This window comes from Bartonella bovis 91-4, assembly GCF_000384965.1.
Lineage (GTDB): Bacteria > Pseudomonadota > Alphaproteobacteria > Rhizobiales > Rhizobiaceae > Bartonella > Bartonella bovis.
This window is the reverse complement of record NZ_CM001844.1, coordinates 100,984-114,208: the sequence shown is the minus strand read 5'-3', so window position 1 is coordinate 114,208 and position 13,225 is coordinate 100,984. Positions and strand designations below refer to the sequence as shown.

The window sequence follows — 13,225 nt, the reverse complement described above, 5'->3', positions numbered from 1 at the left end:
TTTTCTTTAAGTACCATCATCGTCTGGAACACTACCACCAATAATGTCGGTTACATCGTCATCTTCATCACCTTCAGTGTGCGATAAAAATGTATCGTCATCATCTCCGAGATCCATATCATCATCTTCCAAAATAGGGAGATCATCATCCTTAGAATCGTCAACATCGTCTTCCAGTAACATAAAAGCAGACTTTTCAAGTGCTGTATCAAGCTCTTCAGTGTCAACTTCTTCTTCGCTACTGGCTTCAGCTGCTGCAACCTCAAAATAAGAGCGTGGATAAGAAAGCCCTGTATAAGGTGATACAATAGGATCACGATTAAGATCATAAAATTTCTTTCCCGTTTCCGGGTCAACACGTTTGGTTCCAAGTTCTTGTTTTGCCATGGACCGTGCCTCTTTGGTTAGTTACAATTTCATCTAAAAACGAATTTAAGGTGCTTAAGCGAAAAACAGTGTATTTGTCAAAGATAAATGCATCATTTCACACGAATTTTCTCATGACGCTTATTAAAGTGTGTGTTAAAGAATACTTAATTTTGTAAAATTCAGATAAAATTAAATAAGCTTCTATGCAAAAATCAATACCCGCGACAGCTCAAAAATCTACCAATCTTTCTGGCACAATCAAAATACCGGGCGATAAATCAATCTCTCATCGATCTCTTATATTAGGGGGGCTTGCAAATGGTGAAACACATATTCACGGGCTTCTTGAAAGCGATGACATTTTGCAAACAGCTGCTGCTATGCAAGCTATGGGAGCCCATATTCGTAGGGAAAATAATCTCTGGATCATTCGAGGAACTGGGAACGGCTGTCTTTTGCAAGCGCCAACACCTTTAAATTTTAAAAATTCTGGAACAAGTGCTCGCTTGATTATGGGGATGGTCGGCTCTTATCATATGAAAACAACTTTTATTGGCGATTCTTCTCTTTCTAAACGACCAATGAAACGTATCCTTGATCCTTTGTGTTTAATGGGTGTTACGATTGAAAAAACATATGGTGATCATTTGCCTTTAACGCTTTATGGTCCTAAAATGGCTAGTCCAATTTGTTATCGTGTACCAATGGCTTCTGCCCAAGTTAAATCAGCAATTCTTCTTGCAGGTCTTAATACTCCCGGTATTACTACTGTTATTGAACCAATCCTTACCCGAGATCACACGGAAAAAATGTTAAAAGCATTTGGGGCTGAACTTGAGATAGAAACAGACAAAAAAGGTACACGTTTTATTCATCTGAATGGTCAACCACATCTTACTGGACAAATTATAAATGTTCCAGGGGACCCTTCTTCTGCTGCTTTTCCACTCATTGCAGCCCTTCTTGTGGAAGATTCTGATATCATTATTGAAAATGTTCTCATAAACAACTCCAGAATTGGTCTTATCCAAACATTGTGGGAAATGGGAGCTAAAATTGATCTTTTAAATCAACGCCAAACAGGTGGAGAGGATGTTGCCGATCTACGGGCCAGATCATCAATATTAAAAGGCGTAACTGTACCTAAAGAACGAGCCCCATCAATGATTGACGAATATCCCGCTTTAGCAGTAGCAGCAGCCTTTGCTAAAGGTAAAACAACTATGTTAGGGATTGAAGAATTACGCGTTAAAGAATCAGACAGGCTTTCTGCCATTGCTCAAGGATTAAAAATCAACAACGTAGATTGTGAAGAAGGCGTAGACTTTTTTATTGTTCATGGACAAAATTCAACAAAAAGTCTAGGAGGCGGATACGTTACAACATATCTTGATCATCGAATTGCAATGTGCTTTCTTGTTTTTGGATTGGCGTCAGAAAAACCTGTAACCATCGATGATACGCGAATGATTGCCACCAGCTTTCCAGAGTTTATCCCCTTAATGCACCAAATTGGAGGTCAAATTCTTTGAAACCTTTTGTCATTGCAATTGATGGTCCAGCAGCTTCTGGTAAAGGAACATTAGCCCGCAAAATTGCAACCCATTATCATCTTCACCATTTAGATACTGGTCTAACTTATCGTGGTGTTGCATATGTACTTTTACAGCAAGGACTGGCTCTTGATGATGAAACCAATGCTATCACATATGCCACAAAGCTTGATTTTAAAACTTTAGATTCAAATCTTCTCTCTTCTCATGAAATTGGCGAAGCGGCTTCAAAAATAGCAACTATAGTGGCTGTGCGTGAAATTCTTGTTGCAAAACAACGCAATTTTGCCAAAACTCTGCCAGGTAGCGTACTTGATGGGCGCGATATTGGCACTGTTGTCTGCCCTGATGCAAATATAAAATTCTACGTTTTTGCAAACGCTCAAATACGTGCAAAGCGGCGTTATCAAGAAATTTTAAAAAAAGGAACACAAGCAAATTATCATGAAATTCTTGCTAATCTTAAACAACGCGATAGACGGGATTTAACCCGCAAACAGAGTCCTTTAAAACCAGCAAAAAACGCCCACTTGCTTGACACGTCAGAATTGAGTATAGAAGAAGCATTAACAGCTATGTGCACCTTTATTGATCCTATCATAAAAGCCCATACAGTTAAATAAAATCACCCTGGTGATTCCAGCTTAGCGCTAATTTCTTTTTCCTGTATTAAAGATAAGAAATCGTGGAATTACTCTATATTAACACTAACCCAGCGCTCATACCTATAAAGGTATATATTTAGGAGTTCTTATGTCACAATATAATCCCACAACAGCGGATTTTGAAGCTCTTTTAATGGAATCCTTTCAAACAAACGATCTTACTGAAGGATCCGTTGTGAAAGGTCGTATCATTGCAATTGAAAAAGACATGGTCATTATCGATGCTGGCCTTAAAGTAGAAGGGCGTATTCCGCTTAAGGAATTTGGCACAAAAGGTAAAGATGGTTCCTTGCAAGCTGGTGATGAAGTTGAAGTTTATGTTGAACGCATCGAAAATGCAATGGGTGAAGCTGTTCTATCACGCGAAAAAGCACGCCGTGAGGAAAGCTGGACTCGCCTTGAAGAAAAATTCAATGCTGGTGCGCGTGTGGATGGAGTTATCTTTAGCCAAGTTAAAGGTGGATTTACAGTCGACCTTGATGGTGCTATCGCTTTCTTGCCTCGCAGCCAAGTTGACATTCGCCCTATCCGCGATGTCGCACCTTTAATGCACAATCCGCAATCTTTTGAAATTCTGAAAATGGATCGTCGCCGTGGTAATATTGTTGTCTCACGCCGCACGGTCTTAGAAGAAAGCCGTGCTGAACAACGTTCAGAAATTGTTCAAAATCTTGAAGAAAATCAAATTGTTGAAGGCGTAGTTAAAAATATTACCGATTATGGTGCCTTTGTTGATCTTGGTGGAATTGATGGTCTTTTGCATGTCACCGATATGGCATGGCGGCGTATTAATCACCCATCTGAAATCCTTACAATGGGTCAAACTATTAAAGTTCAAATTATTCGTATCAATCAGGATACACACCGTATTTCGCTTGGGATGAAACAACTTGAAAATGATCCCTGGGATAGTATCAGTGAAAAATATCCAGTTGGTAAGAAAATTACGGGTGCTGTTACGAATATCACCGATTATGGTGGTTTTGTTGAAATTGAACCAGGAATTGAAGGATTGATTCATGTCTCTGAAATGAGCTGGACGAAGAAAAATATCCACCCTGGAAAACTCCTTTCCACATCACAGGAAGTAGAAGTTGTTGTTCTTGAAATCGATCCTTCTAAACGGCGTATTTCCCTTGGTTTAAAGCAAACATGTGAAAATCCATGGGTAGCTTTTGCCAATAAATTTCCTGTGAATTCACAAATTGAGGGTGAGGTTAAAAATAAAACGGAATTTGGCCTTTTCATTGGCCTTGAAGGTGACGTTGATGGAATGGTTCACTTATCTGATCTTGATTGGAATCGTCCTGGAGAACAAGTTATCGAGACTTACAACAAAGGCGATATCGTTAAAGCTGTTGTTCTTGATGTTGACGTTGAAAAAGAGCGTATCTCTTTAGGAATTAAGCAACTTTCCTGCGATAAAGTTGGAGAAGCAGTCGCCTCTGGTGAATTACGTAAAGGTACTATTGTGACCTGTGAAGTTTCTGGAATTAATGAAAATGGCATTGATGTGAAACTCATTGATCACAATCTTGAAACGACTATTCGCCGCTCTGATTTGGCTCGTGATCGTGATGAACAAAACCCTGAACGTTTTGCTATTGGACAAAAAGTTGATGCTTGTATCACCTCATTCGATAAAAAAACGCGGAAACTGTCAGTATCTATCAAAGCCTTGGAAATTGCAGAAGAAAAAGAAGCAGTAGCACAATATGGATCAACGGATTCTGGTGCTTCTCTTGGTGACATCCTTGGTGTGGCCTTAAAAAAACAAGAACAAGATTGATAATCAATAGTTAAAATAAGACTGCTGATTTTTTAGTGGTCTTATTTATTATTTATTGAAAATATTTTTTTGATTTTTCAGTGATCTGATAAAAAAATTTAAATATTTTTAAATAAAAAACTCATTTTCCACTAACCATTCATGACTAGGATAAAATATCAATAATTTATTAAATAAAAAGAAATTTGCATAATTGAATGGCAATAAAATATTATGGTACCCACACTATTTTTCATGAAGTGGTTCTTTTCTCAAAAAACAGAGATTTGTTATCTTGCTGATACTGATTCTCCCATTCGTTCAACTGATAAATCACAAGAAGAGCTTTATCAATTAGGCCATGATATAGCTTTGGGTAAAAAAATTTTTCTTCCTGAATACAAGGGAGAAAATGATTTTCGCAAACGATTGAGTGAAAACGCAAAACTTATCCTCCATGCTTTTCGCATTAGCGATGTTGCCGCACGTAACAATGAAACTATAGCACCATCTGCTCAATGGCTTATTGATAATCATTATACCATTGATAAAACCGTACAGCAGTTACGCCGCAATTTTCCAAACAACCTCACAAAAAAAATCCCTCCTGATGAACAAAAAGCAGGAATTCCACGTATTTTTGCTTTAACCTGGCTTTATATTGCCCATACAGATAGCAGTTTCTCACAAGAAACCCTTACAGCTATGGTTAATGGCTTTCAGGAAGTATGTAACCTTAAAATTGGCGAATTGTGGGCCTTGCCTTCTGTTATTCGTATGATTTTAATTGAAAATGTTCGTCGTCTTTCTTTGCGTATTGAGCAAACACAGCATATGCGCTACTTTGCTAATCAAGCAGCTAACAAAATTACCCTTGCGAAAAATGAGACTGAATTACATAATCTGTTTACTCTTTATGAAAAATTCACTGCTAATTTAACCTTTTCAACTCATTTATTTTATCGTCTGCGAGGTGCGTCTGTTGATGCTACAATGGCACTGACTTGGCTTGAAAAGCAATTGCATCATCATGGCAGTAACCCAGAAATTGCAACAGCTGATGAACATACACGTCAAACAAAAGACGGTGTGACCATGGGTAATATTATTCGTACCCTTAAAACTATTGATGACATTGATTGGACAGCGTGGTTTGAAACCGTTAGCTATGTGGACTCTATCCTGCGTCAAAACAGTGATTTTTCTGAACTCGATTCTCAGTCACGTAATACTTATCGACAAGTGATTGAAAAAATCGCATCTCGTTGTTCACTCAGTGAGTTGGAAGTTACGCACAAAGCCGTAGAAATGACGCAAACCTTTCTTGAAGATAATGCTCATCAAAATAGTTCTTCTATTGGCTGGTACCTTATCGACAATGGGCGTTATACCTTTGAAAAAGCTTGTAATTACACACCATCCCTTTTCATAAAATGGATACGCGCTTATCATCGTTTAAAAGTAGGAACAATTGCAATTCCTGTTTCTATTTTAACGTTCATTCTTTTATTTGCAATTTATACTCTATTACAGATATCCAGCCTACCGCCATGGATAAGTCTTATTTTTACCGCTTTGGCGCTTTTTCCTGCCATGGAGGCTTCTTTTTCCTTTTTTAATACTGTTGTTTCATGGTGTATCCCACCCAACCAGCTCATTGGTTATGAATATAAAGAAGGGATTCCTAAACACGCACGTACAATGGTTGTCGTGCCCACTTTAATTACATCATATGATTATATTGATGAACAAGTGCGCAATCTTGAAGTACATTATCTTTCTAATTCGCAAGGTGCTGTTCATTTTGCACTGATTACAGACTGGGTAGATTCTTCATTAGAAGAAACACAAGATGATCTTGATTTGTTGCATTATGCACAAGAGAGCATAGCTAAACTTAACCGCCGCTATCATCGTGATGATATTCCTTTGTTTTTTCTTCTTCATCGCCGACGTTCTTACAATGCTAGCGAAAAATGCTGGATGGGATGGGAACGTAAACGTGGTAAACTTCATGAACTCAATCTTTTACTACGAGGAAATCAAAATACAAGCTTTTACACTCCAGATCCACGCCTTCCTTTAGATTGTCGTTTTGTTATGACTCTGGATTCAGATACACGTTTAACACCTGAAGGGGTCACTAAACTTGTTGGTAAGCTCAACCATCCACTCAATCATCCTGTTTTTGACCCCCAAAATGGAACAATTGTAAAAGGCTATAGCATTTTACAACCGCGTATTACACCTTCTCTTACAACAGGAAAAGAAACATCAATTTTTCAACAAATTTTTTCTACCAATCGTGGAATTGATCCTTATGTCTTTGCTGTCTCTGATATTTATCAAGACCTTTGGGGAGAAGGAACTTTTACTGGCAAAGGTCTTTATAATATCGATACATTTGAGCAAGCACTTAGTGGAAAAATCAAAGAAAACACTGTTCTTAGTCATGATCTTTTGGAAGGGAGCTATGCACGTGCAGCACTCGTGAGCGATGTAGAAGTAATTGAAGATTACCCAACAGCCTATAACACTGACGTTGCTCGTCATCACCGTTGGATTCGTGGTGATTGGCAATTATTACCTTATCTTTTTAAGCGTTGTCAAATTAATCTTATGAATCGCTGGAAAATCCAGGATAATTTACGCCGTTCTCTCACACCACTTATATGGCTAATTGCAGCAATCATGGGATGGTCTATTTTACCATTAAAAATGGCAACCATCTGGCAAATATTTTTATTGCTCAGTTTATTTATCTCTCCAATTCTAGGTATGATTCAGACATTTATGTCATTTAGTCTTGATCATTCTTTGCGTGGACAGCTGCAATTAATTTTAAGCACTATTACTTCAACGACTGCAGAAATATTTCTTAAAACTACTTTTATTGCTCATTCAAGTTATTTTACAACCGATGCAATCATTCGCACTTTCTATCGCATGCTGATTTCAAAACAATATCTGCTTGAATGGAAAACCTCAGCTGCAACAAAATTAATCCCCAATAGTTTAGGCTTCTATATTCTCACAATGTGGCCAGCATCACTGATTGGCATTATTGCCATAGCACTACCTGTATCATTTTGTAGCGTGACAAGTTTCATTGCTTTGCCCTTTGGACTGATGTGGTTTTTCTCACCACTCATTGCGTGGATTGTTAGTCAACCAGCAACATTCCAAGATATGCTTAATATATCTTCAGAAGATGAAAAAGCACTTCGGTGTATCGCACGACGAACGTGGCTTTATTATACAACTTTTGTCAATGCGCAAAACAATTATTTGCCACCCGATAATTTTCAAGAAGACCCCGACCCTCTTGTTGCTCAGCGTACATCACCCACCAATATTGGAGTTTATCTTCTTTCCACTATTGCCGCACGTGATTTTGGTTGGATTAGTTTCAAAGATACTATTACACGCATCAAATGCACATTAAGCACCCTTGAAAAAATGGAAAAGTTCCGTGGTCACCTTTATAATTGGTATGAAACGGACACACTTAAACCTCTATCGCCGACTTATGTTTCAACAGTTGATTCAGGTAATCTTGCTGGTCATTTGGTGACACTCTCTTCAGCTTTAAGTGAATGGGCTGAAACACCTGACATTTTCTTACAAAGTGATTTAGCAGGTTTATTTGATGTTAGTGATATTCTTGAAGAAACTTTAAAAGAGATTCCTGATAATCAGCATATTTCATGCTCCTTACGCCAACAGATCGAAGAATGCATTGCTCACTTTCGTTGTGTTGTCAGTACTCTCAAAGAAAAGTCAGAAACTGTAACTTTGTGCACTATTAATCTTCCACTTGTAGCTCGTGATATTGTTCTCTTAACAGATGAGCTTGATAAAAAAATTCAAACAGTAGAATCTGCTCGTATACTGTCCTGGGCTAAATGTCTTGTAGAAACCTGTGAAGCATATCACCATGATACTACTTATGAGTATGACATCAAAAAACTGCGCAAACAATTAAATACTTTAGCGACAAAAGCACGACAAATAGCTTTTGATATGAAATTTGACTTTTTAGAACAACCTGAACGACAACTCTTGTCTATCGGCTATCGTGTGCAGGAAAATAAACTTGATGAAAGCTGTTATGATCTTCTAGCTTCAGAAGCGCGTCTTTCAAGTCTTTTTGCAATTGCCAAAGGCGATATTAAATTCAAACATTGGTTTCATCTCGGCCGTTTACTCATCCCAATTGGTTGGAAAGGTGCTTTATTATCATGGTCGGGATCTATGTTCGAATATCTTATGCCTTCTCTGGTCATGCGTGAACCCTTAGGATCCGTACTGGATCAAACCAATCGATTGATTATTCGCCATCAAATACAATACGCCCGTAAACGCGGACTACCATGGGGCATTTCAGAAGCTGCATTTAATGCCCGCGATCATTTAATGAATTACCAATATTCTAATTTTGGAGCTCCAAACCTTGGACTTCAACGTGGTTTATCACGTAATGCTGTTATTGCTCCTTATGCTAGCATTTTAGCTGCGCAATATATGCCAACTCAAGCTATTATAAATTTAAAGCGTTTACGTGACCTTGGTGCTTTAGGAGCCTATGGGTATTATGATTCTATTGATTTTACCCCTTCGCGTGTGCCAAAGGGAGAGCGTTATGCTATTGTGCGTAATTATTATGCGCACCATCACGGCATGTCAATTCTTGCAATTAATAATGTCATTTTTGAAGGACGGATGCGCAATCGTTTTCATCGTGATCCCGTCATTGAAGCTGCACAATTATTATTACAAGAAAGAGCATCCCATCAAATTCCTATCATTCATGCCAAAGTTGCTAACCCAATGCGCAATGACACTGGAGAATTTGATAACGCCCCTTTACGCACTATTACAAACCCGCTTCTCAAACCTCGTGAGACTTTGCTTTTATCTAATGGCTATTATTCCACAATGTTAACAGCCAATGGTTCTGGTTATAGCCGTTGGCATGATTATGCTATCACACGCTTTATCCCTGATGCATCAGAAGATCAACAAGGTACCTTGTTTTTCTTACGTGATACACACAATGGGCGCTGGTGGTCTGCCACCAGTGAACCAACACGCATTGTCGAAGAAGAAACAGTCAGCATCTTCACAGATGAAAAAGCTGAATATACAAAAATAGTTGATGGTATAAAATCAACGCTCGAATGTTTTGTAGCATCTGAAGGTGATGGTGAAGGCAGGCGTCTTCAGCTTATGAATACAACCAACAAAGATCGCCTGATTGAAGTAACATCTTATGGTGAACTAGCGCTAGCAACCATGGATACTGTTTGTGCTCATCCTGTTTTTTCACATATGTTTGTAGAAACAGAAATTACTGATTCAGGTGGAACGATTTTAGCTAAAAGGCGCAAACGCGCCCCTAGTGATCCTGATATTCATATTGCCCATTTTGTCACTGACCCATCTGGAACCATCCCAAAGTCAGAAGCTGAAACTAACCGTCATATTTTTATTGGGGGTGGTCGGTCTATTCATCGTCCAGCTGCATTTGATCGAAATACCCATTTTAGTAACAGTCAGGGCTGTGTTCTTGACCCAATTATCTCAATCCGCTGTTATTTAAAAATTCCAGCACATGAAAAAAGAGAACTTATTTTTTGGACATTTGCTGCTCATTCAAAAGAAACGCTGCAAAATCATATTAAGCGTTATCGGCAACCTAATATGTTTCAGCGAGAATTCTCTATAACATGGACTCGTTCGCAAGTTTCACTGTTTCAAAATAATATTCGTCCCAGAGAAGCCATTGCTTATCAAAAATATGCAACACCACTTATCTACCCTGATCGAACGTGGCGTCTTCCCTCTAAAACGCTCGCTGATACTCTTGGAAAACAATCTGATCTTTGGCCAATGTCTATCTCAGGAGATTATCCTATTTGCCTTCTTAGAATTGATAATGAAACAAATATAACTGTACTACGTGACTTGCTTAAAGCACATGAATATTGGCGTATGCGGGGGTTAAGTGTTGATATGGTTGTTTTGAATGAGCAGACATTTTCTTACATGCAAGATACTCAACGTGCTATTGAATGGGCATGTGAATCCTATCGTCGTCATACCAACGAAATGAATGGAAACAAACACATTTTTACCCTTCAACGTGATCAAATTAATGAGCAAAGTTTCAAGACACTTCTTGCATCAGCCCGCATCATACTTCATGCTCAAAATGGGCCTTTATCTGAACAACTTAAATGTACAGAAAATATTGATTCCAATCTGATAACCAATAATAGTAGGCAAGATTTTAATCATCAACTAAATCACAGCAAACATAACAGAAAAAGGCAAACAGAACCGCAAGCTGAACAAAATCCATCTGCTTCTATTGGTATTATCGGTCAACAAAAACAATCATCTCCTCTTATCAATGGAAAAGATCTGCGTTACTGGAATGGTTATGGAGGGTTCAATGCGCATAATCATTATGTGATGTATCTTAATGGACATACTACCACACCACAGCCATGGATTAATGTGGTTGCCAATCGCAATTTTGGCTTTCATGTATCAGCTGAAGGGGCAATTTTCACCTGGGCCAACAATAGCCGTGATTACCACTTAACCCCCTGGACCAATGACCCTGTTTCCAACCGCCCAGGAGAAGCACTATATCTTGTTGATCGCCTTTCTTTAAAACGTTTTTCTCCAGTCTCTGCTGTTGAATGTGATGATAGTGTTGTTTACGAAGCTTGCCATGGTTTTGGATTTTCAACTTTTAAATCCACACATTCCGATATTGCATTAGAACTTACCCATACACTCGACCGAGAAAGGCCTATTCGTTTTTCTCGCCTTATCATTAAAAATGAAAGCAAAAAATCACGTAGTTTACGTCTTTATAATTACGCTGAGTGGGTTTTGGGCAATGCACGTACAAAATACGCTCCCTTTATTATTCCCTCTTACGATTCCAAACGTGGTGCACATTTTATTCAAAATCCCTATCATATCGAAAGATCTCAACAGGTTACTTTTTTATCAGCATCCGAAATACCAACCAGTGTTACAACCGATCGCTCCGAGTTTATTGGTTCAGCAGGAACAGTTAAACACCCTCATGCTATTTACAAAGCACAAGAACTTTCAAATACAGTAGAGGCAGGCCGTGATCCTTGTTCAGCATCAGCCTATGATATTTATTTATTACCGGGTCAAACAAAAGAGATCATCTTTTATCTTGGCAGCGCTGAAAATAGACAAGAAGCTGAAAAATTACTGGATCAAGCACGCATAGATGATTTTCAAGTTGTTCTTGCGCAACAAAAACAGCAATGGAATGATTTTGTTTCTCCTTTGCAAGTTAAAACTCCTGATCCTTCTTTTGATATTATGGTCAACCATTGGCTTCCCTATCAAATCTATGCATGTCGCATGATAGCGCGTGCAGCTTTTTACCAGGCCAGTGGTGCATTTGGTTTTCGAGACCAGTTACAAGATAGTTTATCTTTGTTATTGCTTAAACCACAATTAGCACGTGAACAATTATTAAGTGCTGTAGCTCGCCAATTTTTTGAAGGTGATGTACAACATTGGTGGTTTCCCGATACCAACGCTGGTGTCCGTACACTCATTTCTGATGATATAGTTTGGCTTGCTTATGGAACAGCCCTTTATGTCAATACCACTGGTGAGCATACATTTCTTGATACTCCTATTGCTTTTATTGAAGGAGCTCCTCTAAAAACGGGACAACATGATGCTTATTTTCAACCTATACAATCGCAAAAAATTGTAACACTTTATGAACATTGCGCTCTAGCTTTAGACCTCACTATCAAACGTTGTGGTCCACATGGTCTCCCACTTATTTTAGGTGGTGATTGGAATGATGGTATGAATTTGGTTGGCATTGAAGGAAAAGGTGAAAGCATTTGGTTGGGCTGGTTTCTTGGCACCACATTACAAGCATTCGTTCCTCTCGCTAAAAATCGCGGTGACAATGACCACGTTAAAGCATGGAGCAAACATCTTAAACATTTAATAAAAGCTCTGGAAAAAAATGGTTGGGATGGTGCTTGGTATCGACGTGGTTATTTTGATGATGCAACCCCTCTTGGTGCTCAAACAAATGCTGAATGTCAAATTGACGCCATCGCTCAATCCTGGGCTGTAATTTCTAAAATGGCATCTCCCAACCGCCAAAAACAAGCAATGATGTCGATGCTTGATCACTTATGTGATACAAAAGGTGGGCTTATTCGTCTTTTTTGGCCGCCTTTTAACAAAAGTACTCTCGAACCCGGATATATTAAAGGGTATCCACCGGGAGTTCGAGAAAATGGCGGCCAATATACCCATGGTGCTATTTGGAGTGTTATAGCACTTGCACAAATAGGTGAAATAGATAAAGCATATAACTTATTTTCCATGATAAACCCTATCACTCATGGTCAAAATCCTGAAATTTACCGTGTTGAACCCTATGTCATGGCCGCAGATATCTATGCTGTTGAGCCATACCATGGACAAGGTGGTTGGACCTGGTATACAGGTTCAGCAGGCTGGTTTTATCGCGCAGCAACAGAAACTATTCTTGGAATTCACATCCAAGCCAATCAATTATTTTTACGTCCACATTTACCCTCCTGTTGGCCTGAATATGAAGTAAAAATGAAATTTCATGAAGCTGTTTATATTATTAAAGTTAAATGGGCTTCAAAAGACACACTCAGTGTTAACGGCAAGGAATATGCCAACATTGATACAGGAATAGAATTACAAAAAACAGGTGTTCATGAAATCACACGTACCCTTAAGTCCTCAACTCACAAAAAATGAAAAGCTTTTTTTGCACTACTCACAGCTATAAAGTTGTTATAGTT

General features: G+C 38.6%; 5 protein-coding genes. 4 read left to right on the top strand and 1 reads right to left on the bottom strand.

From position 1 onward, the window contains the following. Positions 1–6: 6 nt before the first annotated feature. Complete coding sequence (locus tag BBBE_RS00420; RefSeq protein WP_010700657.1) at positions 7–387, bottom strand: TIGR02300 family protein; 381 nt, start codon at positions 385–387, stop codon at positions 7–9. Positions 388–572: 185 nt separating this feature from the next. Here BBBE_RS00420 and aroA point away from each other — a divergent pair, with 185 nt between their 5' ends. The 4 genes from aroA to BBBE_RS00400 all read left to right on the top strand — a co-directional run bounded on the left by aroA (position 573) and on the right by BBBE_RS00400 (position 13,181). Beyond that, the gene (gene aroA, locus BBBE_RS00415) at positions 573–1,901 is read left to right on the top strand and encodes a 3-phosphoshikimate 1-carboxyvinyltransferase (RefSeq protein ID WP_010700656.1); all 1,329 of its coding nucleotides are present in this window, start codon (positions 573–575) and stop codon (positions 1,899–1,901) included. Next, positions 1,898–2,545, top strand: a complete 648-nt coding sequence (gene cmk / locus BBBE_RS00410) for a (d)CMP kinase (protein WP_010700655.1) — start codon at positions 1,898–1,900, stop codon at positions 2,543–2,545. The genes aroA and cmk overlap by 4 nt, the downstream gene beginning before the upstream one ends. A gap of 130 nt (positions 2,546–2,675) precedes the next feature. Then, positions 2,676–4,376, top strand: coding sequence for a 30S ribosomal protein S1 (gene rpsA / locus BBBE_RS00405; RefSeq protein WP_010700654.1), 1,701 nt, complete (start codon positions 2,676–2,678; stop codon positions 4,374–4,376). 213 nt (positions 4,377–4,589) lie between these two features. Continuing rightward, entirely contained in the window at positions 4,590–13,181 is an 8,592-nt protein-coding gene (locus BBBE_RS00400) for a glycoside hydrolase family 94 protein (RefSeq protein ID WP_010700653.1), read from the top strand. Positions 13,182–13,225 lie beyond the last annotated feature (44 nt).

What these genes read in the sequence shown, in the direction of transcription:
- BBBE_RS00420 (WP_010700657.1), bottom strand. Translation starts at nt 387, where the DNA reads ATGGCAAAACAAGAACTTGGAACCAAACGTGTTGACCCGGAAACGGGA.
- aroA (WP_010700656.1), top strand. Translation starts at nt 573, where the DNA reads ATGCAAAAATCAATACCCGCGACAGCTCAAAAATCTACCAATCTTTCT.
- rpsA (WP_010700654.1), top strand. Translation starts at nt 2,676, where the DNA reads ATGTCACAATATAATCCCACAACAGCGGATTTTGAAGCTCTTTTAATG.
- BBBE_RS00400 (WP_010700653.1), top strand. Translation starts at nt 4,590, where the DNA reads ATGGTACCCACACTATTTTTCATGAAGTGGTTCTTTTCTCAAAAAACA.